Below are 25681 nucleotides of genomic sequence, written 5' to 3'. Positions count from 1 at the left end.
CACCCTTCTGATGCCTCACATTCCTCTATAGCAGCTTTTCGCCGAGGCAAACAGGGACCGGAGCCCTATTGAACCCGGCCTAGAGCCGAGTGACAACCTTTTTACCCGGAGATGAAGATGACGAAGACTGGCTTGCCGAAGCTCATCGCAATCACGCTGCTGAGCGGTTATCTGGCTGCACCCGCCGTCGCGCAGGATCAGGAAAGCAACATGCCTGCGATCCTGGAGGTGATGGGCGAAGGACGTGAAACCGTCACCCCCGATCTTGCAACGATACGCATGGGCGTGGTGGCCGAGGCACCGGAGCCGCAGGCAGCGGTGACGGCAATGGAAGAGCCCCTTTCGGCCCTGCTCGCTGAGCTCGACGGGCTGGAGATCGACCCGGGCGACGTGCAGACGGGCGAATTGCGACTGAACCCGATCTACGCCAACGAAGGGCCCGAACCCGGCGCGGCCCCCCGCATCACCGGCTATGAAGCGGCGAGCGATGTTGAGGTGCTTGTGCGCGATCTCGAACGGTTGGGTGTCGTTCTGGGTGCCGCAATTGATGCCGGATCGAACCGGTTCAATGGTTTGAGCTTCGGCATCGCCGATCCCGCTCCGGTCGCGGATGCCGCCCTCGGATCTGCTGTCGAGGATGCCATGCGCAAGGCGCGTATCCTCGCCGAAGCGGCGGGTCGGACACTCGGGCCCATCGTCCACATGCGCGAAATGGAGGGTGCCGGCGATCCCGGACCCGTCATGATGCGGGCGGCGATGGAGGGCGCGGTTCCGGTTGCGCCCGGATCGCTTGAAACGGTGAAACGCGTCGCGGTCCGCTACGAACTTGCCGAGTGAAGCGGACGGGAGGGCGGCAAAATCGCCCTCCCGCTGAGATCAGGCAACAGCTCTTGACAATGCCTGATCGAGATCTGCGATCAGATCGTCGGCATCCTCGATCCCGATCGACACCCGAACGACCTCCGGATCGGCACCGGCCGCACGCTGCTGGTTCTCCTCGAGCTGGCGATGCGTGGTCGAGGCCGAATGGATGATGAGCGAGCGCGTATCGCCGAGATTGGCGACGTGGCTGAAGATCTCGACGGCATCGATCAGCTTCACGCAGGCCTCGTATCCGCCCTTTACCGCAAAGGTGAAGAGCGCGCCCGCGCCCTTTGGACACACCGTTTCGATCCGACCGTAATAGGGCGAGCTTTCCAGGCCGGCATAGGTCACGTAATCGACCCGCTCATCGGCTTCGAGCCATTTCGCGATCTTCACGGCATTCTGGACGTGCCGCTCCATTCTCAGGCTCAGTGTCTCGATGCCCATAAGGGTGTAATGCGCGGCCTGCGGATTCATCGTCATGCCGAGATCGCGCAGCCCGATCGCGATTCCGTGGAAGGTGAAGGCGAGCGGCCCGAAGGTTTCGTGGAACTTCAGCCCGTGATAGGCGGGCTCGGGATCGCTGAGGGACGGAAATTTGCCCGAAGCCGACCAGTCGAACTTGCCCGAATCGACGACGACACCACCAGTGACCGTGCCGTTGCCGGTCAGGTATTTTGTCGTCGAATGAACGACGATCGTCGCGCCGTGCTCAATCGGACGACATAGATACGGCGTGGCCGAAGTGTTGTCGACGATGAGCGGCAGCCCCGCGCGATCGGCGACATCGGCCACTGCACGAAGATCGGTAATGTAGCCGCCCGGATTGGCGATGCTCTCGCAGAACACCGCGCGCGTGTCGTCGTCGATTGCGGCTGCGATCGCATCGAGATCATCGAAATCGACAAACTTTGCGGACCATCCGAACCGTTTGATCGTCTGCGTCATCTGGGTGACCGTCCCGCCGTAAAGACGGGTCGATACGACCACGTTCTTGCCGGGGCCCATCAGCGGAAACAGCGCCATGATCTGCGCGGCATGCCCCGAAGAGCATCCGACCGCACCCGCGCCGCCTTCGAGCGTCGCGACACGCTCTTGCAATACCGCGACGGTGGGGTTCGTCAGCCGCGAATAGATGAAGCCCACCTCCTGCAGGTTGAAGAGCTTGGCGGCATGATCCGCGTCGCGGAACACGAACGCGGTCGATTGGTAGATCGGCGTCTGGCGCGCGCCGGTGGCGGGGTCCGGATGGGCACCCGCATGGATCTGCAACGTGTTGAAGCCGCGCTTTGCATCGGACATGGCTGGTGGTCTCCTCTTCACTTCATCGACCGAGCTCTATTCTATGCTGAAATCTCGCACAACGCCGGAGGCCACCGATGCCGCATCCCTTCCATCTTGCCTATCACGTGACCGATCTCGACGAGGCGCGCCGCTTCTACGGGGGGGTGCTCAATTGCACCGAAGGGCGCAGCACGGAAACATGGGTTGATTTCGACTTCTTCGGTCACCAGATCAGCCTGCATCTCGGCACGCCATTCGCCACATCGAATACCGGCAAGGTCGGCGATCACATGGTGCCGATGCCGCATCTCGGCATGGTTCTGCCGCTCGAGGATTGGCAGGTTCTGCGCGAGCGTCTGGAGGGTGCGGATACCGATTGGGTGCTGGAGCCCTCGGTGCGGTTCCAGGGCGAGCCCGGAGAGCAGTGGACGATGTTCTTCCGCGATCCGTCGGGAAATCCGATCGAGGTGAAAGGGTTCGCCAACATGGACGCCGTCTTCGCCGTCTAGCGCATGGTGTGAGTGGTGGGCGACCCTGGAATCGAACCAGGCGTGCGTCTCCGCGAGGGAGTTACAGTCCCCTGCCACACCTTGCGGCCTGTCGCCCACTGGCGGCTGAGGTATCCGGGGTGACTTCGGGGGTCAAGACGAAATTCGCTTGAATTTCGATCCGCCGGGACGCAAGGGCGGGGCATGGCACAGAAACCAAAATGGGTGATCGAAAAGGAACAGTCGCAACGCGATGCAGATCGCGCGACGTTCTGGCTCTTCGGTCTGCATGCAGTGCGCGATGCGCTGGAAAATCCCCGCCGGGCGAGACATCGCCTCGTCGTCACGAAGAACGCGGCCGACAAGCTCGCCTCCGCGATCGCCGGGTCCGGCCTCGAGCCAGAGATCGCCGATCCTCGAAAGTTCGACGTGCCGCTGGATCCCGGCTCAGTCCATCAGGGCGCGGCGCTCGAGGTATCGGCTCTCGATTGGGGTCCCCTCGAGCGGATCGTGACGGAGGGGCAGGGCACGGCGCTCTTCGTCCTGCTCGACCGCGTGACCGATCCGCATAACGTCGGTGCGATCCTGCGCTCGGCCGAGGTCTTCGGGGCGCGCGCGGTCATTGCCCCGCAACGTCATTCCGCGCCCGAGACCGGTGCACTCGCCAAGACGGCATCCGGTGCGCTCGAACGGCAGCCGTATCTGCGGGTCGGCAATCTCGGCAATACGATGGAAAACCTGCGCGATATGGGCGTCACACTGCTCGGTCTCGACGGTGAAGCCGAGGAGAGCGTCGCCGAAGCCGCCGGGGCGCTCCCCGGTCACGCGCTCGCGCTCGTCCTCGGGGCCGAGGGACCCGGCCTCCGGGAAAGGACGAGAACCCTCTGCGACCGTTTGGTTCGGATCGAGGCTGCGGGGGGTTTCGGGTCGCTCAATGTGTCGAATGCGGCGGCTGTGGCGCTTTATGCTACCCGGCAAGGCGCATCACGGTGATCACGCTTTGGCGAGATTCAGTGGCGCCACCAACTCCGGTAGCCCACCTATCGCCCATGCTGCCGGTCGTGGAACCGCCGGTGGTCAAACACTGTCCCTCGTTCCGTACCTGCGCCCCGGCCCTCGCGCCGTGGGCGCATTTTTATGACGAGTTGCGCGGATGACCGATCGAGAGATCCGCGAGATCCTTAAGACGTGCCGTAGCATCGCCATGATCGGTGCATCGACCAATCTCGGGCGACCGAGCAACGGTGTGGGGCGGTTCCTCATCGAGAAGGGTTACGAGGTCCATCCGGTGAATCCCGGCCATGCCGGCGAGATCCTGTTCGGCCGAAAGATCGTCGCCTCGATCGCCAATCTTCCAGCAGGGATCGAAATGATCGACATCTTTCGTCGACCCGAACACGTACTGCGGATCGTGGAAGAAGCGATCGAGACACTTCCAGATCTGCGGGTCGTCTGGATGCAGCTTGGCGTCGTCCACGAGGGTGCCGCTGAAACGGCGCGTGCCTCGGGGCTGAGCGTCGTCATGGATCGCTGCCCCAAGATCGACTACGCGAGACTGCTGTCCTAGATCCGCACCGCACGGCGCTTTGCACTCTCAAGATGCGCGGCAAGAGCGGCCTCGGCCGCTTCGACGTCACGACTTGCCAGTGCATCGATGAAGCGAAGGTGCTCGTCCATGACCGAAACGACGAGTTCCGGCAGCATTCGCGTATCTTCGTTCCGGATCAGCCGGATCTTGATCGAGTTGGTTCGGTAGATCGATGAAATGAGCTCGTTGCCGAGCGCGTCGATCATGAGGTCGTGCATATCCCAGTCCATCTGCTGCGCACGGGCGAGCAATTCGGCCGTCACACCTGCCTGAGCTTCTTCCCGCGTTTCGAGATGGCGGCGTCGGAGGTCCTCGACCATCTCCTCGCTCGCAATGCCGACGAAATTGTGTACAGCCTCACGCTCAAGCACCAGCCGAAGCTGGAATGCGTTGCGGATGAGTTCGATATCAACTTGGATAATCTGCAGTCCACGGTTCGGAACCGTGCGGATCAAGCCGTCGACCTCCAGCCTCGGGATCATTTCTCGGATGGCTCCGAGCGGCATACCCGTCAGCTTCACCAGTTCCCGTTGCGAGACGAACTGCCCCAGCGAAATACGCCGGGTCAGCAGCTGCTCCGTAAAGCTTTCGTAGGCCTGTTCGCGCAACGACATCGGATCGCACCCCCTCAGCTTGTAAGGTCCGCGACCTGCTGTGCCAAGTTCTCGACCACTGCTGGATCAGCCGGGCGGAGCGGCGCGCGGGTCCGCGTCCACGCGGCGTCGCCTATCTGCGCACCGACCAAGGCCTTGACCATCGGCGTCACGGGATGCGCGACGACGCCCTCGACGAGCCGGTCGAGCGCAGTGTTCTGTCGACCTTCGCGGATCACCTTTCCAAGCGCTTCGGGCATAAGGTTCGCCATTCCGCTGATCGCTCCCGCGCCTCCGAGCGGAGCCGCGCGGGCCAAGAGCCGTTCGTCTCCGATCATGATGGCAAGGTCGTCCATCGGCAGAAGCGCTTCGGTATGTGCCCAATCTCCGGCGCTGTCCTTTACGCCGAAGATCGCCTCGCCACAGCTTTCCTTCAAGCGGCGAATGAGAGGTCCATCAAGCGACACGCCCGTCATCTGCGGAATATGATAGAGGATGATGCGCGGGGATCTGTCCGCAACGCGTCCGATGAAATCAGTCATCCAGTCGAAGACGCCGTCATCATCCACGCCCTTGAAGTAGAAAGGCGGGGTCAGAAGCAGGCTCGTCACCCCGCGCGTCAGCGCAGCTCTTGCTTGTGTCTCGGCGGTTTCCAGGTCGCTTGCGACGATCGCCACCGTCACGGCATCGGGTGAAATCCCCGCATCGAGAACCGCTGACAACATCGCCTCACGCTCGGTGGGGCCGAGCGATGCGCCTTCTCCGGTCGTTCCAAAGAGCGTAACGCCATCCGCGCCCCCGGTGACGACCCGGTCGGCCTGACCCGCAAAGCGTACGAGATCGACATTTCCGTCTTCCCCAAAGGGCGTCACCATCGCAGTGGAAATGCCGAAGAGATGGGCACGAGGGGCCGTCTTGGCCATAGACGTAGCGGCGGAAGCGGAAGACATGACACTCTCCGGATCAGGGGGATCTTTCGACTGACATGTTGGCGTGTTGCCGCTGATCTTTCAAGTCGTCAATTGTTGACTTTCGCGCCACGGACCGACCCAAGCGGTGGTTCGCGCGCAAAACATTTCGCTTCACATGTCAGCGAGAGGCTTTTTCCTCGATGCCCGATCTTCCCGCCCGCGCATCAAGTTCGGCTTCGATCTCGGGAAGGCTTACGCCGCGCGCGGCGCACATGACGAGCAAATGATAAAGGACATCCGCCGCTTCGGAGATCAGGCGCTCGCGGTCGCCCTTGACGGCCTCGATGACGGCCTCGATCGCTTCCTCTCCGAATTTTTCCGCGCACTTCTCGGGCCCTTTGGCGAGGAGCTTCGCAGTCCAGCTTCCGTCGGGATCGGCATCGCGACGTGCTTCGATCGTCTGGGCAAGACGGTCAATCGCGCTCATGTCATTCTCATGGGGATGCCAGCGGTTTCCATATGGGCCTTCGCCTCGGCAATCGTGAATTCGCCGAAATGGAAGATCGACGCGGCAAGCACGGCGGAGGCCCCGCCCATTGTCACCCCTTCGACCAGGTGGTCGAGCGTGCCGACACCACCCGAAGCGATGACCGGTACTGAAACTGCGTCGCTGATCGCGCGGGTCAGCGGCAGGTTGAACCCCGAACGTGTCCCATCGCGATCCATGGAGGTCAGCAGGATTTCGCCCGCGCCCTTGGCTGCGACCGTCCGAGCGAACTCGACCGCGTCGATTCCCGTCGCACGCCTGCCGCCATGAGTGAATATTTCCCACCTGTCGGGCGCGACGGACTTCGCGTCGATCGCGACGACGATGCATTGCGACCCGAACCGGTCCGCGGCCTCGGCCACCACGTCGGGATTGGCAACGGCTGCGGAATTGAAGCTCACCTTGTCGGCACCTGCAAGGAGCAGCGCGCGCACGTCGTGATGCGACCGAACACCACCGCCGATGGTCAGCGGCATGAAGCAATGCTCGGCCGTGCGGGTCGCGAGATCGTAGAGCGTACCGCGATTCTCGTGCGTTGCGTTGATGTCGAGAAAACAGAGTTCGTCCGCGCCGGCGGCATCGTACGCGATGGCTGCGTCAACCGGATCGCCTGCATCACGCAGATCGACGAAATTGACGCCCTTCACGACGCGTCCATCGGCGACGTCCAGACAGGGTATGACGCGTGTCTTGAGCATGGGCTGCTTCTAGCGCGCGTGCCGACCTTGCGCCAGTGGCGGAACCGCAACGTGTGCGATGGGGTTGGCGGACGAAATGACGGAGGACATACCATGAGGACGATCACACTCGCTACCATTGCCGCATTGGCGACGGCACCGGCGCTGGCAGATTACCAACGGTTGCAGGCTCCCGGTACCGTGAACCAGGCGATGCAGCGACTGACGAACGCCGTCGAGGATGCCGGGGCGAGGATCTTCGCGACCGTCGATCATGCGGCGGGTGCCTCGCGTGTGGATATGGAACTGCCCGACAGCCAGCTCCTCATTTTCGGCAGCCCCGAACTCGGGACTCCCGTGATGCAGCAGAACATGCTTGCCGGTCTGGAACTGCCGCTGAAGATGCTGGTCTATGCGGATGCAGATGGCCAGACATGGGTCGCGTACGAGCCGGTCGAAGACATGTTCGACGGGCTGGATCTGTCGGCAGATCAGGAAGTTCTGACACGGATGGACGAGGCTTTGGAAAACTTCGCGTCTGCCGCAGCAGCGAATTGATCTTGTTTCAGGCTCCCAAAGCCTGTGCCGCCGCCTTCAGATCTATCGCTCCATCATAAAGGGCACGGCCTGAAATTGCACCGGCGATCACCCCGGTATCCCTGAGGGCAAGCAAATCCTCCATCGAGGATACGCCACCTGATGCTATGACGGGAATTTCGATGGCGCGGGCGAGCGTTTCGGTCGCCGCTATGTTCGGACCGCCCATCGCGCCGTCACGATCGATGTCAGTATAGATTATGGCAGCCACACCGGCATCCTCGAACGAACGGGCCAGATCGGTCACGTCGAGATCGGTTTCGTTCGCCCATCCCCGTGTTGCCACGCGTCCGTTCCGTGCATCCAGTCCGACGGCGATCTTGCCCGGGAAAGCCCGCGCTGCTTCGCGGACAAGGTCGGGGTCTTCCACAGCGACGGTGCCGAGGATCACGCGGGCCAACCCCCTGTCGAGCCAGGTCTCGATCGTGGCCATGTCACGGATTCCGCCGCCGAGTTGCGCCGGCACCGATATCCGGTCGAGGATCGCCTCGACGGCACCCGCGTTCACGGGACGCCCTTCGAATGCACCATTGAGGTCCACGAGATGGATCCACCCGCAACCGGCCTTCTCGAAGCTTTCGGCCTGCGCAGCCGGATCCTCGCCAAAGACCGTCGCTTTGTTCATGTCACCACGCAGAAGACGCACGCATCTGCCGTCCTTCAGATCGATGGCGGGGTAGAGGATCATGTGGTGGCACTCCGGATGGCTGGATCTGGCAGGGCTGGAGAGGGCGCATCCCCACCCATGCGGCGACCTTTTGCCCCCGTACGCGGGCAGGTGCAACAGCGGGAACGCCGCGGGCCGCGAGGTCGTTGGATCGTCAAGCCATAAATTCAGGAGGATACCCTCATGCCCATCGTTCAGACGTCCGACAAGACAGACCTCTACGTCAAGGATTGGGGCAATGGTCGCCCCGTGGTTCTGATCCACGGTTGGCCCCTCAACGCCGATAGCTGGGAACATCAGGCCCTCGCCCTGCTCGAAGCGGGTTACCGTGTGGTGAGCTATGATCGCCGCGGCTTCGGACGGTCGGGGCAGCCTACCGGCGGTTACGATTATGATACGATGGCAGACGATCTGGCGTCGATCATGAATGCGCTGGACCTGCGCGACGCCACGATCGTCGGCTTTTCCATGGGCGGCGGGGAAGTCGCTCGGTATATCGGTCGGCACGGCACACAACGGCTGCGCTCCGCCGCCCTGATTTCGAGCGTGGCACCCTTCATGCTGAAGACTGACGACAACGAGGGCGGGGTGCCCGAGGACGTCTTTGTCGGCATGAAGGACGGCATACGCAAGGATCGACCGGCGTTCTTCGAAACCTTCTTCAAGGATTTCTTTGGAGGTGATGTGAGCGACGCGACGCGCCACTGGGCTTGGGGCATGGCGATGCTGGCAAGCCCCAAGGCCACGCTCGATTGCGTGGATGCGTTCGGTCGTACCGATTTCCGCGAGGATGTAAAAAAATTCGATTTGCCGACGCTGATCGTGCACGGAACGGGCGACGAAATCGTTCCGATCGACACTGCGGGTCGGGCAGCAGCCAAACTCGTGCCGAACGCGACCGTTGAGGAATACGACGGTGCACCGCATGGATTGACGGCAACGCATGGCGATCGGCTCAACACAGATCTTCTGGCGTTCCTGAAAGGTTGAGGATTTTAGGCTGCCGTTAACGGGGATCGTAGACGATCGCCTGCATGAAACGGTTTCCCTTCATCTCGATGATCCCGCTCATTCTAGCGGGATGCGGCGGGGCAAGCGAAGATGTGCTTGTCCCGCACCGCTTCGTCATCGATACCTATCTGGCAACGCCTTATCCAGGACAGGCCACATACGACGCCGCAGCGCAGAGATGTCTCGCGCGTGGGAAAGGGTGGCAGTATGTCGAGACGCGTGGCAATGGCCGCGGCGGCTTCCGGCATGTCTTCGAATGCAAGCGCGCTTGAACCGTTAGGGTTTCCAGCCTAGAAAATTCGCGATCAGGCGGAGACCTGCAGACTGGCTTTTTTCCGGGTGGAATTGCGTCCCGACGCAGGTCCCGTTCGCTACGATCGCCGTGATTTCATCTGCGCCGTACTCGCAGTGCGCAATGCGCTGATCGGTCTCGGCCATTCGCATGTGATATGAATGAACGAAATAGGCGTGATCGCCCGTGATGAGCCCATCCAGCACGGGGTGTGGGTTGTCGATCAAAAGGTCGTTCCACCCCATATGCGGCACCTTGAGCGTCCGGTCCTGGGGCTCGATCGGAACGACATCGGCATCAATCCAACCGAAGCCCCGGGTTTCCTCGTACTCGAAACCACGTCGGGCCATCAGTTGCATTCCGACGCAGATCCCGAGAAAAGGCCGGCCGCGCGTCTCTACCGTTTCTAGGAGCGCCTGATGGAGCGCCTGCCTGTCGGCGACAAGCGCGCGGCGACAGGCAGGGAAGGCACCGTCGCCGGGCAAAACGACCCGGTCGGCACGCGCCACGTCCTCGGGATTGGCGGAGACGAGGATGCTGCCCCCGTCCACCTCGCGTGCCATGCGCTGGAAGGCCTTCTCGGCCGAATGCAGGTTGCCGCTGTCGGTGTCGATAAGGACGGTCAGCATCGGTTCAGAGCGCCCCCTTCGTCGAGGGAATATTGTGTCCCTTGCGTGGGTCGGCCGTCACAGCTTGCCGAAGGGCGCGAGCGACGGACTTGAACGCGGCCTCGGCAATGTGATGACTGTTGAGCCCCCGCATGAGGTCGACATGCAACGTGATCCCGCCATGCGTCGAGAACGCCTGGAAGAACTCCCGCACCAGTTCAGTGTCGAAGGTGCCGATCTTCTCTGTCGGGAAAGGTACGTTCCAGGCAAGCCAGGGCCGACCCGATAGATCGAGCGCCGCGGTGACCAGCGTGTCGTCCATCGGCAGGGCACATTGACCGTAGCGCTCTATACCGCGTTTTTCGCCAAGCGCTTGCGACAGGGCCTGACCCAACGCGATCCCTACGTCCTCGACGCTGTGATGGTCGTCGATGTGCAGATCGCCCGCGCATTTCACGCGCATGTCGATCAGCGAATGGCGCGCGAGCTGGTCGAGCATGTGATCGAAGAATCCCACGCCGGTCGACATGTCGTAGATGCCGGTCCCGTCGAGGTCGATCATAACGGTGATCTCGGTTTCCGAGGTCTTTCTGGTGATCGAAGCTGAGCGCATGGACGATAGCATCCCGTCTGGCAAATTCGACCGCTTCTATATGCAGGGCTTGCGCACAAGGAAAGATCCCCGCACGAAGTGGCTGGTAATTCGTCGCGAAAAGGTATGTCGTGAGGGAGGAAAGTGGGAGTTGCCACGAATTCGCCATGCGCATGGCGGGTTTGCGGCGACGACATCTCGTGAATTGGACGCGACGGGGCTAAGGTCTACGTCACGTTGACGAAAACTCCGGGGCGGGAGGCGACCCGGACAGGTTTACCCGTACTGCGCAGTGGTGCGTGTCCGGGACAACCTGTCTAGACTTCCCGCAAGGCCCGTGGCCAAAGAAGGGAAGAGACATGAAAGATACCCCCTCGGACATCGATCCCGTCGAGTCGCAGGAATGGCAGGAAGCCATCGAGGACGTGATCGCCCGCGACGGGGCAGACCGCGCGCATTTTCTTCTTGACAAGGCGGTTTCGCAGGCGCGGGCGGCAGGCGCACAATTGCCGTTCTCCTCGACGACGCCCTATCAGAACACGATCCCCGCGGATGATCTGCTCGAGATCCCGGGTGACGCTGAGATGGAAAAGCGTATCCGCAGCATCAACCGCTGGAACGCGATGGCGACGATCGTGCGCGCCAACAAGGCCGAGGACGGCATCGGCGGGCATATCGCCTCCTTCGCGTCGTCGGCGGTGATGTACGATCTCGGGCTGAACCATTTCTGGCGCGCGAAATCAGAGGATCACGGCGGCGATCTGGTGTTCTTCCAGGGCCACGTCATTCCCGGCATCTACGCGCGATCCTTCATGGAAGGGCGGTTGAGCGAGGAAGACCTTGCGAATTTCCGGATGGAGACGAAGGGTGCCGGCCTCAGCTCCTACCCGCATCCTTGGCTCATGCCTGATTACTGGCAGTTCCCGACCGTCTCGATGGGGCTTGGGCCGCTCATGGCGATCTATCAGGCACGCTTCATGAAATACATGGAGAACCGTGGCCTGATCGAGAAGTCCGACAGAAAGGTCTGGTGCTTCCTCGGTGACGGCGAAATGGACGAGCCCGAGAGCCTTGGCGCGATCAACCTCGCAGCGCGCGAGAAGCTCGATAACCTCATCTTCGTCGTGAACTGCAACCTCCAGCGGCTCGACGGGCCGGTACGGGGCAACCACAAGATCATCCAGGAGCTCGAAGGATCGTTCCGCGGTGCCGGCTGGGAAGTCTTCAAGGTCCTTTGGGGCAAAGGCTGGGACGATCTTCTCGAGCGCGATGTCTCTGGCAAGCTGCGCCAGCTGATGGACGAAACGCTCGACGGCGATTACCAGACGTTCAAGGCCAATGACGGGGCCTATATCCGCGAGCATTTCTTCGGAAAATACCCGGAGACTGCAGCCCTCGTAGAGGGCTGGAGCGACGAGGAAATCTTCGCGTTGCGCCGCGGCGGCCATGATGCCCAGAAGGTCTATACCGCCTATAAACGCGCGACCGAAACCCAAGGCAAACCCGTCTGCTTGCTCATCAAGACCGTCAAGGGCTACGGGATGGGCAAGGCCGGCGAGGGCGCGAACACTGCGCACCAGTCGAAGAAGATGGATAGCGACCAGCTCAAGGCGATGCGCGATCGGTTCAAGATCCCGGTCGACGATGCGGATATCGAGAAAGCGCCGTTCGTCACGCTGAACAACGCCCAGAAGGCCTATCTCGCCGACCGGCGAAAGGATCTGGGCGGGCCGTTCCCGGCACGCTTCACCGGTGCACCCAGCCTCGAGATTCCGTCCCTCGACAAGTTCGAACGCGAGATCAAGGATTCCGGCGATCGAGAGTTCAGCTCGACCATGGCCTTCGTCCGGATCCTGACAACGCTGCTTCGTGACAAGAAGATCGGCGAGCGTATCGTGCCGATCGTCCCCGACGAGAGCCGGACCTTCGGAATGGAGGGGCTTTTCCGGTCGGTGGGGATCTACAACCCGCTGGGGCAGCAATACACGCCCCAGGACCGCGAGCAGATGTCCTATTACAAGGAAAGTCAGGACGGGCAGGTCTTGCAGGAGGGCATCAACGAGGCCGGCGCGATGGCCGACTGGATTGCCGCCGCCACGTCCTATTCGGTCCACGGCGTCCCGATGATCCCGTTTTACATCTTCTATTCGATGTTCGGGTTCCAGCGCATCGGCGATCTCTGCTGGGCCGCGGGCGACAGCCGTGCGCGTGGTTTCCTCCTTGGCGGGACCGCAGGTCGCACGACGCTGAATGGTGAGGGATTGCAGCATGAGGACGGCCATAGTCATATCCTGGCCGCGACGGTTCCGAATTGCGTCAGCTACGATCCGACATTCAGCTACGAGGTGGCGGTGATCGTTCAGAACGGCATGCAACGCATGTTTGCCGATCAGGAAGACGTCTACTTTTACATCACCCTGATGAACGAGAATTACCATCATCCGGCGATGCCCGAAGGTGCCGAGGAAGGGATCCTGAAAGGGCTCTACCGAATGTCGAAGGCCGAGAAGCCCAGCAAGAAACATGTAAACCTAATGGGTTCCGGTACGATTCTCATCCAGGTGATGAGGGCTGCCGAAATGCTGAAGGCAGATTTCGGCGTGACGAGCGATCTGTACTCCGCGACGTCGTTCAACGAACTTGCTCGCGACGGGCAGGATTGCCTGCGCCAGAACCGTCTCAATCCGTTCGACGAGCCGAAAGTGCCTTACGTCACGCGCACGCTCCAGGATGCGAAGGGGCCGGTCATCGTGGCGACCGACTACATGAAGAATTACGCGGAGCAGATCCGCGCCTTCGTGGAGCAGCCATACGTCACGCTTGGGACGGACGGGTATGGGCGTTCCGACAGCCGCGAGAACCTGAGGCGGTTCTTCGAGGTGGATGCCAACCACATCGCTGCGGCTGCCATGCATGAACTCTATCGCCAGGGAGACGTCACCAAGAAGGATCTCGAGAAGGCGATGCAGAAATACGAGATTGACGGCGGTAAACCCAATCCGCGGCTGAGCTGAGATTACCGAGAAAGCAAGGAATTAAAAGACAATGGCGACTGAAGTTAAAGTTCCGGATATCGGTGATTTCGACGAAGTTCCCGTCGTGGCGGTTCTCGTCTCGGTTGGCGACATGGTCGAGAAGGAAGATCCCCTGATCGAACTCGAATCCGACAAGGCGACGATGGAAGTACCGTCGAGCCATGCCGGCAAGGTGAAGGAGATCAAGCTGTCTGAGGGCGACAACGCGTCCGAGGGCTCGGTGATCCTGATCCTCGAAGAGGCCGATAGCGGCGACGACGACTCGGACGATGGGAATGATGAGCCCGAGGAACAGCCGAAGACTGACAAGGCAGAAACCCCCGAGACCAAAGGTGGCAGCCGCGAGGGTTACGGTGATGGTGGTCAGGACAGCCAGTCCGCCGCGCCTGCGCCCGCCGATACGGCGTCGGTGGTCGACACCGGCTCGTCCAAGTTCCATGCATCGCCCAGCGTCCGTGCTTTTGCGCGTCGGGTCGAGATCGACCTGAGGACGATCAACGGGTCGGGCCGTAAGGGTCGTATTCTGCGCGAGGATGTCGAGAAGGCTCTGCAATCCGCCGCCCCGGCCGGTGCCCCTGCGGGCCAGCAGCAGGCCGCGCAGGGCGGCATGGGCATTCCACCGATTCCGGAAGTCGACTTCTCGAAGTTCGGACCCGTGGAGGAAGTCGAGATGTCCCGGATCCAGAAGATCTCGGGTCCCGCTCTGCATCGCTCTTGGCTCAACATTCCGCATGTCACTCATAACGAGGAAGCGGACATCACCGAGCTCGACAAGTATCGCAAGGAGCTCGACACGATGGCCAAGGAGGAGGGCTATCGCGTGACCCTCCTCAGCTTCGTCATCAAGGCGAGCGTCAGCGCTCTCAGGAAGCACTGGCAGTTCAATTCCTCGATCGCGCCGTCCGGCGATAAGCTGATCAAGAAAGACTTTTACAACATCGGGTTCGCGGCGGACACGCCGAACGGTCTGATGGTGCCGGTGATCAAGGATGCCGACCGGAAGGGGATCGAACAGATCAGCCGCGATCTGCTGGAATTGTCGAGTGCCGCGCGCGACGGCAAGCTCAAGGGCGATGACATGAAGGGCGCGACCTTCACGATCTCGTCTCTGGGAGGTATCGGCGGAACGAGTTTCACGCCGATCGTCAATGCACCGGAGGTTGCTATCCTGGGCTTGACCCGATCGTCGATGAAGCCGGTCTGGGACGGGTCCGAGTTCCAGCCACGCAACATGCTCCCCATGTCGCTGAGCTACGACCACCGCGCGATCGACGGTGCGCTGGCCGCGCGCTTCGCGGCGCATCTGAAATACCTGCTCGGCGACGTCCGCCGGCTGATGCTGTAAAAGGGGCCCTGACATGGCAGACATCAAGGTTCCCGATATCGGCGATTTCGACGACGTGCCCGTGGTGGCGGTCCTCGTCAGCGTCGGAGACATGGTCGAGGCCGAGGATCCGCTGATCGAGCTGGAATCCGACAAGGCGACGATGGAAGTCCCCAGCCCGCAGGCCGGAAAGGTGAAGGAGATCAAGGTCTCCGAGGGCGACAAAGTCAGCAAGGGGACCGTGATCATGGTCTTCGAGGCTGCTGACGAGGGGAATGGCGACACGGAGGACGACGAAGGCGGATCCGACGATGCGGGCGAGACGAAATCGTCAGGTTCGGCCGAGAAGAAGGACGACAGTCCCGCGCCCAAGGCCGCGGAAGGCACCAAGTCTGGGTCAGGTGACATGCACGCGGATCTCGTCGTTCTGGGCTCTGGTCCCGGCGGATATTCCGCCGCGTTCCGCGCAGCCGATCTCGGCAAGAAGGTCATCCTGATTGAACGCTATTCCACGATCGGCGGCGTCTGCCTGAACGTGGGATGCATTCCGTCCAAGGCTCTCCTCCATGCGGCGAAGGTCATCACCGATACCGAGGAGATGGGCAGTCACGGGATCAGTTTCGGAAAGCCCAAGGTCGACGAGAGCGAGTTGCGCAGCTGGAAGGACGGCGTGGTCAAGCAGTTGACCGGCGGTCTGGCAGGCCTCGCCAAGCAGCGGAAGGTCGAGATCGTCACCGGTTTCGGCACATTCAGCGGTGCGAACTCGATCGAGGTCGAGACCGACAGCGGCAAGAAAAGCGTCACGTTCGACCAGGCGATCATCGCGGTGGGGTCGACGCCGGTGAAGCTGCCCTTCGTGCCGCATGACGACGACCGCGTCGTCGACAGCACCGGCGCGCTGGAACTCGACAAGATCCCGAAACGCATGTGCGTGCTTGGCGGCGGGATCATCGGCTTCGAGATGGCGACCGTCTACGAGGCGCTTGGCTCCGAGGTCACGGTCGTCGAGATGATGGATCAGATCCTGCCGGGTGCCGACAAGGACGTCGTCAAGCCGCTTTCCAAGCGGATGGAAAAGCGTCTGAAGGCGATCAAGCTGAAAACGCGTGTGACGGCGGTCGAAGCGAAGAAGCAGGGCCTCGAGGTTACGTTCGAGGACGAGAACGGCGAGACCAGTTCGGAAGTCTTCGACAAGATGCTGGTCGCGGTCGGGCGGCGTCCGCTCGGCGCTGAATGCGCCGCCGAGAAGGCCGGCGTGAAGGTCAGCGATCGAGGCTTCATCGAAGTGGACCACCAGCAACGTACCAATGTCGACCATATCTTCGCCATCGGCGACGTGGTGGGGCAGCCCATGCTTGCTCACAAGGCGGTTCACGAAGGCAAGGTCGCGGCAGAGGTCGCCTCGGGCGAGAAGCGGGCCTTCGATGCACGCGTGATTCCATCGGTTGCCTATACCGATCCTGAGGTCGCGTGGGTCGGCGTGACCGAAGCGCAGGCCAAGGAAAAGGGAATGAAGATCCAGAAAGGAGTCTTTCCGTGGGCGGCGTCAGGCCGTGCGCTCGCCAACAGCCGCAGCGAGGGTCTGACGAAGTTGATCTTCGATCCCGAGGATGACCGCGTCATCGGAGGGGCGATCGTGGGCACCAATGCCGGCGACCTTATTTCCGAGGTCGCGCTCGCCATCGAGATGGGGGCCGATGCGGTCGACCTTGGCCATACGATCCATCCCCATCCGACCCTTTCGGAGACGGTGAACTTTGCCGCTGAGATGTTCGAGGGCACGATCACGGATCTCATGCCGCCGAAAAAGAAATGACCGGCGGACCCGGCCTCATCAGGGGCCGGGTCTCCGATGTGGCGGCGAGCGGGCCCCGCGCTAGGTCCCTGTCTGCAGCCGGAGAAAGGCGCAACCAGCGGAGGAGACTGCCAAGATGGCGCAGAATAACCCCTACGACATGAGCCAGTGGATGAAAGCCTTCGATCCGGAGCAGATGCGCCGGATGTGGGACCCACAGAACATGATGCGTGCCTTCCAGCAGCCGCAACAACAGATGTTCGACATGGAGGAAGTCATTCGCGCCAACCAGCGCAATTTCGATGCGATGGCGGAAGCCAACAAATCCGCTGCAGAAGCTTACAAGAGCCTGATCGACAAGCAGATGGAGATCTTTAACCAACTGACCGACAAGGCGCGCGAGCAGTATGACTGGATCGAACAAAATGCCGGTGCCGGTCAGATGAAGGCAAAGACCGCCGCGATGAACGAGGCCGTGGAGGAAGCGCTCAAGATGATGCGCCGCATGGCCGAAGAGGCGCGCAACGCGAACGAGGAGGCCTACGGTCTCATGCAGACGCGCCTCGCCGAAGCCACAGGTCGGATCGAGGAAAGTGCGAAGAAAGCCGCGTCGGCTGCCAAGAAGGGCTGACGCGCTGGAAGCCGGCTCGGGCTTCGTACTCCATAGACCATCGCATGCCCCCGCAAGAGCGGGGGTCTTGCGCTTGCCATCCCGGCAAGATCGGGTGACGTTCAGCCGATGAGCGTCACACCCATAGGTCCCGTTTCGATCGATCAGCTGATCGAACATTTCACACCCCTTCCCGATGCGGCCGATCTTGTTGTGATCGGCGGCGGCATCGCCGGCGTTACCTGTGCCTGGTTCGCCGCAAGAGCCGGGAAGCGGGTGGTGCTGCTGGAGAAGGGGCGTATCGCCGGCGAGCAATCCTCCCGCAACTGGGGCTGGATCCGCACGCAGGGCCGCGATCCGGCCGAACTTCCCATGGCTATCGAAGCACAGCATCTCTGGCGCGAACTCGCTGCCGAGACGTCAGAAGATATCGGTCTGCGCCCCAACGGTACGGCCTACCTCGCGCGGAACGAAGCAGACGAGGCGCGGTTTGCGGGCTGGCTGCCGCATGCCGAGGCGCACGGACTTGATACCCGGATGTTGGGCGCATCCGAGCTCGGTCGTATGATGCCAGGCGCGCGAGAGTGTGACTGGCGCGCCGCGCTCTGGACCGAATCCGACATGTGTGCGGAGCCATGGCTCGCGGTTCCAGCGCTCGCTCGCGCAGCCGCACGGAATGGCGTTGCGATCCGGGAGAATTGCGCGGTCCGCCGCCTCGACCGGGAAGCGGGCCAAGTGACGGGCGTCGTGACCGAAGCAGGCCGGATCCGCTGCGATCGCGTCGTACTGGCGGGCGGTGCGTGGTCGTCCCTTTTCCTGCGTGCGCATGGAATCGTCATTCCACAGCTCTCCGTCCGTGCGACGGTGACGCGCACGACGCCCCTGCCTGACGTTTTTGCCGGTCAGGCCGTGGACGATCACCTTGCATTCAGACGTCGCGCAGATGGTGGCTATTCCCTTGCGGCCTCCGCCCGCCACGATTTCCTGATCGGCCCCGACGCGTTGCGTCATATGTCGAAATTCTGGCCCGTGGTGAAGAAGGACATCCTTTCGACAGGGCTCAGGCCCTCATCGCCCCGGGGCTATCCCGATAGCTGGGCCACGCGCCGCAACTGGTCGGCAGACGAGGAATCCCCGTTCGAGCGGATGCGGATCCTGAATCCACATCCCAACCGCCGTCACTCGATCGATGCTTCGAGGCGCTTCTCCGCGGCCTTTCCCGGACTGGGCAATGTGGAGGTTGCGTCCGCATGGGCCGGAATGATCGACACGATGCCGGATGTCGTTCCCGTAATCGACGAAGTTCCTGACCTGCCGGGACTGATCGTGCTCACGGGGTTGTCCGGGCACGGCTTCGGGATCGGGCCGGGAGTGGGTCGGGTGGCCGCGGATCTTGCCATGGGGCGAGATCCACGCACCGATCTCAATCGCTTCCGGATCTCCCGCTTTTGGGACGGCAGCGCGATCGCACCGGGTCCATCCCTCTGACGGGCTTGCGGGCGGCCCGGCGCTCGGTCATCCTTCGTGCGCGCCACCAAGGAGTCCGCACATGCCTGTCAGGAACCGCTTCGCCGAAATGCTGCCGGAGATTACCGAATGGAGGCAGGACTTCCATCGCCATCCCGAGCTTCTTTTCGACACGCACCGGACTGCGGCGAGTGTGGCCGAGAAGCTGCGCGCCTTCGGTTGCGACGAAGTGGTGGAGGGGATCGCCCAGACAGGCGTGGTGGGTGTCATCGTCGGAGCTGGAGGGCCCGGCCGCACGATCGGGCTCAGGGCCGACATGGATGCCCTGCCTATCCTCGAGGCGACCGATCTGCCGCACGCCTCGACCAACCCCGGTGTAATGCATGCCTGCGGCCATGACGGACACACGGCCATGCTGCTCGGTGCCGCGAAATATCTTGCCGAGACCCGCAATTTCGCTGGCCGTGTCATCGTCATCTTCCAGCCCGCCGAGGAAGGTGGAGGCGGCGCGCGCGTGATGTGCGAAGAGGGCCTGATGGAGCGCTGGGGCATCGAGGAAGTCTACGGCATGCATAACTGGCCCGGCATTCCGCTGGGCGAGTTCGCGATCCGACCGGGCCCGTTCTTTGCCGCGACCGACGTTTTCGACATCGTGGTCGAAGGCCGGGGCGGGCACGCGGCCAAACCGAACGAGGCGATCGACAGCACCCTCGTCGCGAGCCACATCGTGACCGCCCTGCAATCCATCGCCGCGCGCAACGCCGATCCCGTCGATCAGCTCGTGGTGTCGGTCACGTCGATCGAATCCTCGTCCAAAGCTTTCAATGTCCTGCCGCAGAGCGTCGCGATGAAGGGAACGGTCCGCACGCTGGCCGAGCCAGTGCGCGACCTGGCTGAGGCCCGGATCGCCGCGATCGCGACCGGCATCGCCGAGACCTTCGGTGCGGTTGCCAGGGTCGAGTATTTCCGGAATTACCCCGTGATGGCGAACCATCCCGAACAGACGGAATTCGCGGCTGGCGTCGCGGCTTCGGTCACGGGTCGCTGCGCCGAAGGACCATTGATCATGGGTGGCGAGGATTTCGCCTTCATGCTGGAGGCGCGGCCCGGAGCCTACATCCTCGTGGGCAACGGCGACAGTGCCGCGCTTCATCACTCGGAATACGATTTCAACGACGAAAGCATCGTCGCCGGGTGTTCGTGGTGGGTCGGCATTGCCGAACAGCGTCTGGCCGTTGGCTGATCCTCAGCGTTCGAGCAGGTCGAGGTAGAGACGGTTCAAGGCCTGCGCCTCACCCAGAAGGGTGAAGTTCCGTGCTACATGCTTGCGGGCGGCGCGGCCCATCGCTGCAAGGCGGCCCGGGTCGGAGAGGCAGTCCTCGATGGCCCGTCCGAGAGCAAAGACATCATCGGGTGAGACCAACTCTCCCGTTTCGCCGGGGACCACGATCTCCTCGAAGGCTCCGACGCGGGTCGCGACGACCGGTACGCCGGATCCCATAGCCTCTAGCGGGGTAAGCCCGAACCCCTCCCATCGTTGGGGCGCGACGTGAAGGTCCAGGGCCGCGTGAAACTGCGCGACCGCGTGGGTCGGCACCTCGGGGAGAAAGCGGATGCGATCCTCAAGGCCGGCATCGCGCACCTCCCGGCGCAGCCCTTCGGCGTAGGCGCGATCCTTCTCGGTGGCGCGTCCCATGACAAGGGCGACGACACCCTCGTGGCGGGGGAGCAGCTCGGTCATGGCCGTGACAAACACGTCCGTGCCCTTGGATCGGCGGATCCGTCCGAAACACCCGACGAGTGTTGCGTCCGTAGGAAGGTCGAGACGCGCGCGCAACTCAGCACGGTCGGTGGCGGGCGCGAAGGCCTCGGTATCAATTCCGTGACGGATGACCGTCGCGGGCCGGTCGAGATAGGCGGCGCTGCGCCCGGACGTGGCGACGACGGCGTCCATCCGCGCGATGAGCCACTTGGTCAGGCCTGTATGTTGCCGCTGCGACGCCGAGGTGAAGACTAGCCTGAGACGCCGATGGAAAAGCAGGTTCTTCAGAGCGAGACCGCCCAGCATCTCGACATTGCGACGCGCGTGCCAGACCCGCGACACGCGACGGGGCAGGGCGGCGACCTGACCGAGCGACAAATGCGGAACATGATCGGGCAGGCCGGGCCCTGTCGCCCGTATCGCGATCTCGCGTGCCTGGAGCGGGACGAGCCGCACGATGGTCGAGGTGACGCCCGACAATCGACGCTTGAAGTTCGGTGCTATGACGCGCGGATCGGCCAAGGCAGACGGCGACCCGGCAATTGCGATCAGCTCATGGGCGAGTGCATCCATGTCGGGGACACGTATGCGGGCGGGTTCGGCCCTCGGGGCATCAAGCCGCTCGTGGATTGCGGGGGCCAGCTCTCCTGCAGTTTCGACCTTGCATGCGACACCGGCTGCGATGAGGTCGTCGTAGAGGTCGGAGAAGTTCGTGACCGAAGGGCCGGTGACGGGATGACAGCCGAGTTGGACGGCCTCGAACGGGTTGTGCCCCCCCATCGGCGCAAAGGATCCACCGATGAAGGCGACATTCGACAGGCGAAACCAGAGCCCGAGCTCGCCCAGCGTATCGGCGAGATAGATCTCCGTTCCGGGGTCGGGCAGTTTTCCTTCACTGCGCCGGGCGACGTTCCAACCATCCTGCGCGAGATCGGCCGCGATCGCTTCGGCGCGGTCGGGATGGCGCGGCACCAGGATGAGAAGAAGGTCGGAATGCTCTTTCCGAAGGCTCCGGTGGGCGGTGGCGGCGATACGCTCCTCTTCGGAATGCGTCGAGGCGGCGACCCATCTCGGGCGGTCACCCATTGCCTCACGCAATCTGGTTAGAGCTTCTTCCTCCGCCGGTAGCGGCTCGGCCGCGCATTTGAGGTTGCCGATCACCTTCAGCCGTTCGGGGTCGAGGCCCAGCGCCACAAGCCCGTCACCGGTCCGCGCATCCTGCGCGAAGACCAGCGAAAGCCGGTCGAGCATGTGCCGCGCGAGTGCCCCGAACCGCTGCCACCGGGCGAGCGAGCGATCGGACAAACGCGCGCCGACGAGGGCCACGGGAATCCCGCGCGCCGACGCCTCGGCGATCTGCCTTGGCCAGAGCTCGCTCTCGGTCAGCACGAAAAGGTCGGGCCGCCAGTGATCGAGAAAGGCGTGAACGGCAGAGCCGGTATCAAGCGGTGCGAACTGATGGATCACGCCTTCTGGCGCACGACGCTCGACCATCTCGGCCGAAGTGACGGAGGTGGTCGTCAGAAGGATCCGGCCATGAGGCGTCAGCGCGCGGCAGAGCGGCAGAATCGACATCGCCTCGCCGACCGAGACCGCATGGATCCAGATGAGTGGTCCGTCGGGTCGGGGGAGGCTTGCCTTGCCCCGACGCTCCGCCAGACGTTCCGAGGCCACGCCCTGCGATTGCATCTTGGTCGCATCGCGCCGTGTCACAAGAGGTCCGACAAGTGCCACGCCCGCCCGGTAGGCGGCATATGCCGTGGCCGAGCCGAGGCTCATCCGCCGGTATGGCTCATGTGTCGGGTCATCTGACCATCCGGCCGGGCGCGTGAATAGTCGAAATCGTGACCCTTCGGTTTCAGCGAGATCGCCTTGCGGATCGCATTCTCGAGCAACGCGTCGTCGTCCGAGTCCCTGAGTGGCGCACGCAGATCGGCCATGTCTTCCTGACCAAGGCACATGTAGAGCTCGCCCGTGCAGGTCAGGCGCACCCGATTGCAGCTTTCGCAGAAATTGTGGGTCAGCGGCGTGATGAAGCCGACCGTCTGGCGCGTCTCGCCCACGCGAACGTAACGCGCGGGCCCGCCTGTCCTGAGTGGAATGTCGTGCAGGGTGTAGCGCTTTGCGAGGTCGGAGCGCAGATCGTGCAGCGACCAGTATTGCCCTACGCGATCCTCGTTGCCGAGGTCTCCCATCGGCATGACCTCGATGAAGGTCAGGTCCATGCCCCGCGAGGCGCACCACTCGGTCAGGGTGAAAAGCTCGTCCTCGTTGAAGCCCTTCAACGCGACGGTGTTGATCTTGACCTTCAGCCCGGCCTCCAGCGCCGCATCGATCCCCTTGAGCACTTGCGGAAGACGTCCCCACCGGGTGACGCGCGCGAACTTCGCCTCATCGAGCGTGTCGAGCGAGATGTTCACACGTCTGACGCCTGCGGCATAAAGATCCTTGGCGAAGCGATGGAGTTGCGAGCCGTTCGTCGTAAGCGTGATCTCGTGCAGATCGCCGCTTTCGAGATGGCGTGACATGCCGCGAAAGAATTCCATGATGTCGCGCCTGACCAGCGGCTCGCCCCCGGTGATCCTGAGCTTGCGCACCCCGAGCCGCACGAATGTCGAACACATGCGGTCGAGTTCCTCCAGCGTCAGAAGCTCCTTCTTGGGTAGGAACTGCATCTTTTCGGACATGCAATAGACGCAGCGGAAATCGCATCTGTCGGTCACGGAGACCCGCAGGTACGAGATCGCTCTCTGGAATGGATCGATGAGTGGATCTGTCATGGCCGGAAGGTAGGGCGGGGGCAGGGGACCCGCAACCCGCCAATGGCCGTTGTGTGGACGATGCGGCTCGATTAGGCTTTTCCTCATGACCATCCGAACTCTCTTTTCCGTAACGCTGGCGGCGCTCCTGCTGACCGGTTGTGCTCAGATGAACGGCCCCTCGGGGTCGGGCACTGTCCCGACAGATCGCGACGGCCAAGCCAGCCCGCCGCCCGAGGAAATCGCCGAGATCGTCGCGGCACCGCCCCCACGTGCCGGGGCGCGGACCGCGGACCAGTTCGACACCACAACCGACGCACAGCGGCAGGCCGCGCGCGCCGCTCCGACCGGTGGCGAGCAGCGACTGGGCGAAGTGGTGGCGAGCCTCGGCGATCCGACGGAGCCCGGGCTCTGGGTCAAGACCGCGCTGGTCGACGCACAGCGGTCCGGACGGCTCGAATATCCCGGATCGGGGCAGAGCGCGGTGGTCGAGCTTCGACCGCTTCCGGGCGGCGGTGGCGCGCAGGTCTCGCTCGCCGCGATGCGCCTTCTCGAGGCACCGCTGACCGATCTTCCAACACTGATCGTCTACGGAAACTGACCCTTGGAGCGGGGGAGCAATCGCAAGCTCGTCCCCGAAGATCGCGACCGCTTTGCCTGGAACATTCCCGACAGGTTCAACATTGCCGAGCGGTGTTGCGATTCATGGGCCGAGATCGATCCTGACCGCGTCGCGATGACGGACATCAATGCTGCTGGCACGGCGCATGACGTAACTTTCGCCATGCTGCGGGACCGTTCGGACAGGCTTGCAACCGCGCTCCGCGGTCTGGGCGTCGAGCGCGGCGACCGGGTGGCGCTTCTTCTGAGCCAGGGACCAGAGGCGCTGATCGGGCACTTCGCCACGATGAAGATCGGTGCGATCGCCCTCCCGCTCTTCACGCTCTTCGGACCGGATGCTTTGCGGTACCGGCTTGGCGACAGCGGGGCGAAGGTCGCCATTACGGATGGCGAAAATCTCGACAAGCTGATCTCGGTCTCGAACGATCTGCCGGGTCTGCGGCATGTGATCTGCACCGAGGTACAGGACAAGGTCACGCAACTCGACGAGTTGATCGAGCGGGCAGCACCCCTTCCGGAGCGGATCGAGACCAGCCCGGACGACCCGGCGATGATGATCTATACGTCCGGCACGACCGGATCGCCCAAGGGCGTACTCCACGCGCACCGCTTCCTTCTTGGTCATCTTCCGTGTTTCGAGGTCAACCACGATGCGCTCCGGGATGGCGATGTAGGCTGGACTCCTGCCGACTGGGCGTGGATCGGCGGGCTCATGGATCTCGCCATGCCGTGCCTTTACTATGGCATTCGGCTCGTCAGCCACCGCATGCGCAAGTTCGAGGCCGAAGGCGCGTGGTCGCTTGTTGCGTATCAGGACGTCACGCGGCTGTTCCTGCCGCCCGCTGCGCTGCGGATGATGCGCCGCGTTCCCGTGCCGGAGGGAGTGCGTGTACGGTCCATCTCGTCCGGAGGCGAAGCGCTCGGTGCAGATCTGCTCGACTGGGGGCGTGAGACGCTCGGGGCCGCGATCAACGAGCTTTACGGTCAGACCGAATGCAACCTGGTCGCGGCATCGGACGCGGCCCACGGGGTGCAGCGTCCGGGTTCGGTCGGGCGCGCCGTGCCGGGCCATCGGGTGGCCGTTCTCGACGACGAGGCTCAGCCGGTATGGAACACGCTTGGCGAGATCGCGGTACGCCGCCCGGATCCGGGCATGTTCCTGCGGTACTGGAACCAGCCCGAAAAGACCGAGGCCAAGTTCACCGGCGACTGGATGCGAACCGGCGATCTCGGGCGGATGGATGGGGACGGCTATCTGACCTTCGTGTCGCGCGACGACGACGTGATCAATTCGTCCGGCTATCGCGTGGGGCCTACCGAGATAGAGGATTGCCTCCTGCGACACGAGGCTGTCGCCTCTGCTGCGGTCGTCGGCCTGCCCGATCCGCAACGCGGTCAGGCGATCACCGCATTCGTTGTGCGGAGTGAGGGGGCGGAAGATGAGGATCTCGCTGACAGGCTGATCACCCACGTCCGCGATGCGCTCGGGCCTTACGTGGCCCCGCGCGTCGTGCATTTCCGCGACAGCCTGCCGATGACGACGACGGGAAAGATCATGCGCCGCGCGCTCCGCGAGGAGAAAGGCTGAT

25 protein-coding genes, 1 tRNA gene and 1 pseudogene are annotated in these 25681 nt (G+C 62.9%); 15 read left to right on the top strand and 12 right to left on the bottom strand.

What is annotated here, in order from left to right:
- Positions 1-117 precede the first annotated feature (117 nt).
- Positions 118-837, top strand: a complete 720-nt coding sequence (locus tag RVY76_RS05730) for an SIMPL domain-containing protein (RefSeq protein WP_317376421.1) — start codon at positions 118-120, stop codon at positions 835-837.
- 39 nt (positions 838-876) lie between these two features.
- On the opposite strand, the gene RVY76_RS05725 is transcribed toward RVY76_RS05730, so the two are convergent.
- Complete coding sequence (locus RVY76_RS05725; protein ID WP_317376420.1) at positions 877-2166, bottom strand: O-acetylhomoserine aminocarboxypropyltransferase/cysteine synthase family protein; 1290 nt, start codon at positions 2164-2166, stop codon at positions 877-879.
- 77 nt (positions 2167-2243) lie between these two features.
- Here RVY76_RS05725 and RVY76_RS05720 point away from each other — a divergent pair, with 77 nt between their 5' ends.
- Positions 2244-2657, top strand: a complete 414-nt coding sequence (locus RVY76_RS05720) for a VOC family protein (protein ID WP_317376419.1) — start codon at positions 2244-2246, stop codon at positions 2655-2657.
- Between the two features lie 13 nt (positions 2658-2670).
- On the opposite strand, the gene RVY76_RS05715 is transcribed toward RVY76_RS05720, so the two are convergent.
- Positions 2671-2754, bottom strand: a tRNA-Tyr gene (locus RVY76_RS05715).
- Positions 2755-2840: 86 nt separating this feature from the next.
- Between RVY76_RS05715 and rlmB the strand changes: the two genes are divergently transcribed.
- Both rlmB and RVY76_RS05705 read left to right on the top strand, forming a co-directional pair.
- Positions 2841-3629: a 23S rRNA (guanosine(2251)-2'-O)-methyltransferase RlmB gene (rlmB, locus tag RVY76_RS05710; protein WP_317376418.1), complete on the top strand. Its 789-nt coding sequence runs from the start codon at positions 2841-2843 to the stop codon at positions 3627-3629.
- Between the two features lie 160 nt (positions 3630-3789).
- A complete protein-coding gene (locus tag RVY76_RS05705) occupies positions 3790-4203 on the top strand; it encodes a CoA-binding protein (RefSeq protein ID WP_317376417.1) in 414 nt (137 codons plus the stop codon).
- Here RVY76_RS05705 and RVY76_RS05700 read toward each other — a convergent pair.
- The 4 genes from RVY76_RS05700 to hisF all read right to left on the bottom strand — a co-directional run bounded on the left by RVY76_RS05700 (position 4200) and on the right by hisF (position 6973).
- The gene (locus tag RVY76_RS05700; RefSeq protein WP_317376416.1) at positions 4200-4838 is read right to left on the bottom strand and encodes a GntR family transcriptional regulator; all 639 of its coding nucleotides are present in this window, start codon (positions 4836-4838) and stop codon (positions 4200-4202) included. The genes RVY76_RS05705 and RVY76_RS05700 overlap by 4 nt on opposite strands.
- Positions 4839-4852: 14 nt before the next feature.
- Entirely contained in the window at positions 4853-5767 is a 915-nt protein-coding gene (locus RVY76_RS05695) for a dihydrodipicolinate synthase family protein (protein ID WP_317376415.1), read from the bottom strand.
- A gap of 139 nt (positions 5768-5906) precedes the next feature.
- On the bottom strand, positions 5907-6215 hold the full coding sequence (locus tag RVY76_RS05690) for a phosphoribosyl-ATP diphosphatase (RefSeq protein ID WP_317376414.1): 309 nt from the start codon (positions 6213-6215) through the stop codon (positions 5907-5909).
- On the bottom strand, positions 6212-6973 hold the full coding sequence (gene hisF, locus RVY76_RS05685) for an imidazole glycerol phosphate synthase subunit HisF (RefSeq protein ID WP_317376413.1): 762 nt from the start codon (positions 6971-6973) through the stop codon (positions 6212-6214). The genes RVY76_RS05690 and hisF overlap by 4 nt, the downstream gene beginning before the upstream one ends.
- Before the next feature lie 93 nt (positions 6974-7066).
- On the opposite strand from hisF, the gene RVY76_RS05680 reads away from it, so the two are divergent.
- Complete coding sequence (locus RVY76_RS05680; protein WP_317376412.1) at positions 7067-7510, top strand: DUF302 domain-containing protein; 444 nt, start codon at positions 7067-7069, stop codon at positions 7508-7510.
- A 7-nt stretch (positions 7511-7517) separates the two neighbouring features.
- Here RVY76_RS05680 and hisA read toward each other — a convergent pair whose 3' ends face one another.
- Positions 7518-8237 (bottom strand): 1-(5-phosphoribosyl)-5-[(5-phosphoribosylamino)methylideneamino]imidazole-4-carboxamide isomerase, encoded by a 720-nt coding sequence (hisA, locus tag RVY76_RS05675; RefSeq protein ID WP_317376411.1) that lies wholly within the window; start codon positions 8235-8237, stop codon positions 7518-7520.
- 162 nt (positions 8238-8399) lie between these two features.
- On the opposite strand from hisA, the gene RVY76_RS05670 reads away from it, so the two are divergent.
- Both RVY76_RS05670 and RVY76_RS05665 read left to right on the top strand, forming a co-directional pair.
- The gene (locus RVY76_RS05670; protein WP_317376410.1) at positions 8400-9206 is read left to right on the top strand and encodes an alpha/beta hydrolase; all 807 of its coding nucleotides are present in this window, start codon (positions 8400-8402) and stop codon (positions 9204-9206) included.
- 44 nt (positions 9207-9250) lie between these two features.
- Positions 9251-9499 (top strand): hypothetical protein, encoded by a 249-nt coding sequence (locus tag RVY76_RS05665; RefSeq protein ID WP_317376409.1) that lies wholly within the window; start codon positions 9251-9253, stop codon positions 9497-9499.
- A 4-nt stretch (positions 9500-9503) separates the two neighbouring features.
- On the opposite strand, the gene hisH is transcribed toward RVY76_RS05665, so the two are convergent.
- A complete protein-coding gene (gene hisH / locus RVY76_RS05660; RefSeq protein WP_317376408.1) occupies positions 9504-10148 on the bottom strand; it encodes an imidazole glycerol phosphate synthase subunit HisH in 645 nt (214 codons plus the stop codon).
- A gap of 4 nt (positions 10149-10152) precedes the next feature.
- Positions 10153-10740: an imidazoleglycerol-phosphate dehydratase HisB gene (gene hisB, locus RVY76_RS05655; RefSeq protein ID WP_317376407.1), complete on the bottom strand. Its 588-nt coding sequence runs from the start codon at positions 10738-10740 to the stop codon at positions 10153-10155.
- 338 nt (positions 10741-11078) lie between these two features.
- Here hisB and aceE point away from each other — a divergent pair, with 338 nt between their 5' ends.
- The 6 genes from aceE (at position 11079) to RVY76_RS05625 (ending at position 20193) form a co-directional block, all read left to right on the top strand.
- The gene (gene aceE, locus RVY76_RS05650) at positions 11079-13733 is read left to right on the top strand and encodes a pyruvate dehydrogenase (acetyl-transferring), homodimeric type (protein WP_317376721.1); all 2655 of its coding nucleotides are present in this window, start codon (positions 11079-11081) and stop codon (positions 13731-13733) included.
- A gap of 31 nt (positions 13734-13764) precedes the next feature.
- On the top strand, positions 13765-15099 hold the full coding sequence (locus RVY76_RS05645) for a 2-oxo acid dehydrogenase subunit E2 (protein ID WP_317376406.1): 1335 nt from the start codon (positions 13765-13767) through the stop codon (positions 15097-15099).
- Between the two features lie 13 nt (positions 15100-15112).
- Positions 15113-16894, top strand: coding sequence for a dihydrolipoyl dehydrogenase (lpdA, locus tag RVY76_RS05640; protein ID WP_317376405.1), 1782 nt, complete (start codon positions 15113-15115; stop codon positions 16892-16894).
- A gap of 115 nt (positions 16895-17009) precedes the next feature.
- Entirely contained in the window at positions 17010-17504 is a 495-nt protein-coding gene (locus RVY76_RS05635) for a phasin family protein (RefSeq protein WP_317376404.1), read from the top strand.
- 108 nt (positions 17505-17612) lie between these two features.
- Positions 17613-18971 (top strand): FAD-binding oxidoreductase, encoded by a 1359-nt coding sequence (locus tag RVY76_RS05630; RefSeq protein ID WP_317376403.1) that lies wholly within the window; start codon positions 17613-17615, stop codon positions 18969-18971.
- Between the two features lie 61 nt (positions 18972-19032).
- Positions 19033-20193, top strand: coding sequence for a M20 aminoacylase family protein (locus RVY76_RS05625; protein ID WP_317376402.1), 1161 nt, complete (start codon positions 19033-19035; stop codon positions 20191-20193).
- 3 nt (positions 20194-20196) lie between these two features.
- Here RVY76_RS05625 and RVY76_RS05620 read toward each other — a convergent pair whose 3' ends face one another.
- The 3 genes and pseudogenes from RVY76_RS05620 to moaA all read right to left on the bottom strand — a co-directional run bounded on the left by RVY76_RS05620 (position 20197) and on the right by moaA (position 23492).
- Positions 20197-21285 carry a glycosyltransferase family 4 protein gene (locus tag RVY76_RS05620; protein WP_317376720.1) on the bottom strand — a complete coding sequence of 363 codons (1089 nt, stop codon included), beginning with the start codon at positions 21283-21285 and terminating at the stop codon, positions 20197-20199.
- Between the two features lie 576 nt (positions 21286-21861).
- A pseudogene (locus RVY76_RS05615) lies at positions 21862-22401 on the bottom strand (3-deoxy-D-manno-octulosonic acid transferase); the annotation flags it as partial.
- 86 nt (positions 22402-22487) lie between these two features.
- Positions 22488-23492 carry a GTP 3',8-cyclase MoaA gene (moaA, locus tag RVY76_RS05610; protein WP_317376401.1) on the bottom strand — a complete coding sequence of 335 codons (1005 nt, stop codon included), beginning with the start codon at positions 23490-23492 and terminating at the stop codon, positions 22488-22490.
- Between the two features lie 85 nt (positions 23493-23577).
- Here moaA and RVY76_RS05605 point away from each other — a divergent pair, with 85 nt between their 5' ends.
- Together RVY76_RS05605 and RVY76_RS05600 are read left to right on the top strand one after the other, a co-directional pair.
- The gene (locus tag RVY76_RS05605) at positions 23578-24072 is read left to right on the top strand and encodes a hypothetical protein (RefSeq protein ID WP_317376400.1); all 495 of its coding nucleotides are present in this window, start codon (positions 23578-23580) and stop codon (positions 24070-24072) included.
- 3 nt (positions 24073-24075) lie between these two features.
- On the top strand, positions 24076-25680 hold the full coding sequence (locus RVY76_RS05600; RefSeq protein WP_317376398.1) for an AMP-binding protein: 1605 nt from the start codon (positions 24076-24078) through the stop codon (positions 25678-25680).
- Position 25681: the final 1 nt, after the last annotated feature.

It is taken from the genome of Palleronia sp. LCG004 (genome assembly GCF_032931615.1).
Taxonomy (GTDB): Bacteria; Pseudomonadota; Alphaproteobacteria; order Rhodobacterales; family Rhodobacteraceae; genus Palleronia.
This window is presented reverse-complemented; position numbering and strand designations above follow the sequence as displayed.

Bases quoted from the DNA above. Each gene is read 5' to 3' on its own strand.
- RVY76_RS05730 (WP_317376421.1), top strand. From the start codon at position 118: ATGACGAAGACTGGCTTGCCGAAGCTCATCGCAATCACGCTGCTGAGC.
- RVY76_RS05725 (WP_317376420.1), bottom strand. From the start codon at position 2,166: ATGTCCGATGCAAAGCGCGGCTTCAACACGTTGCAGATCCATGCGGGT.
- RVY76_RS05720 (WP_317376419.1), top strand. From the start codon at position 2,244: ATGCCGCATCCCTTCCATCTTGCCTATCACGTGACCGATCTCGACGAG.
- rlmB (WP_317376418.1), top strand. From the start codon at position 2,841: ATGGCACAGAAACCAAAATGGGTGATCGAAAAGGAACAGTCGCAACGC.
- RVY76_RS05705 (WP_317376417.1), top strand. From the start codon at position 3,790: ATGACCGATCGAGAGATCCGCGAGATCCTTAAGACGTGCCGTAGCATC.
- RVY76_RS05700 (WP_317376416.1), bottom strand. From the start codon at position 4,838: ATGTCGTTGCGCGAACAGGCCTACGAAAGCTTTACGGAGCAGCTGCTG.
- RVY76_RS05695 (WP_317376415.1), bottom strand. From the start codon at position 5,767: ATGTCTTCCGCTTCCGCCGCTACGTCTATGGCCAAGACGGCCCCTCGT.
- RVY76_RS05690 (WP_317376414.1), bottom strand. From the start codon at position 6,215: ATGAGCGCGATTGACCGTCTTGCCCAGACGATCGAAGCACGTCGCGAT.
- hisF (WP_317376413.1), bottom strand. From the start codon at position 6,973: ATGCTCAAGACACGCGTCATACCCTGTCTGGACGTCGCCGATGGACGC.
- RVY76_RS05680 (WP_317376412.1), top strand. From the start codon at position 7,067: ATGAGGACGATCACACTCGCTACCATTGCCGCATTGGCGACGGCACCG.
- hisA (WP_317376411.1), bottom strand. From the start codon at position 8,237: ATGATCCTCTACCCCGCCATCGATCTGAAGGACGGCAGATGCGTGCGT.
- RVY76_RS05670 (WP_317376410.1), top strand. From the start codon at position 8,400: ATGCCCATCGTTCAGACGTCCGACAAGACAGACCTCTACGTCAAGGAT.
- RVY76_RS05665 (WP_317376409.1), top strand. From the start codon at position 9,251: ATGAAACGGTTTCCCTTCATCTCGATGATCCCGCTCATTCTAGCGGGA.
- hisH (WP_317376408.1), bottom strand. From the start codon at position 10,148: ATGCTGACCGTCCTTATCGACACCGACAGCGGCAACCTGCATTCGGCC.
- hisB (WP_317376407.1), bottom strand. From the start codon at position 10,740: ATGCGCTCAGCTTCGATCACCAGAAAGACCTCGGAAACCGAGATCACC.
- aceE (WP_317376721.1), top strand. From the start codon at position 11,079: ATGAAAGATACCCCCTCGGACATCGATCCCGTCGAGTCGCAGGAATGG.
- RVY76_RS05645 (WP_317376406.1), top strand. From the start codon at position 13,765: ATGGCGACTGAAGTTAAAGTTCCGGATATCGGTGATTTCGACGAAGTT.
- lpdA (WP_317376405.1), top strand. From the start codon at position 15,113: ATGGCAGACATCAAGGTTCCCGATATCGGCGATTTCGACGACGTGCCC.
- RVY76_RS05635 (WP_317376404.1), top strand. From the start codon at position 17,010: ATGGCGCAGAATAACCCCTACGACATGAGCCAGTGGATGAAAGCCTTC.
- RVY76_RS05630 (WP_317376403.1), top strand. From the start codon at position 17,613: ATGAGCGTCACACCCATAGGTCCCGTTTCGATCGATCAGCTGATCGAA.
- RVY76_RS05625 (WP_317376402.1), top strand. From the start codon at position 19,033: ATGCCTGTCAGGAACCGCTTCGCCGAAATGCTGCCGGAGATTACCGAA.
- RVY76_RS05620 (WP_317376720.1), bottom strand. From the start codon at position 21,285: ATGGATGCACTCGCCCATGAGCTGATCGCAATTGCCGGGTCGCCGTCT.
- moaA (WP_317376401.1), bottom strand. From the start codon at position 23,492: ATGACAGATCCACTCATCGATCCATTCCAGAGAGCGATCTCGTACCTG.
- RVY76_RS05605 (WP_317376400.1), top strand. From the start codon at position 23,578: ATGACCATCCGAACTCTCTTTTCCGTAACGCTGGCGGCGCTCCTGCTG.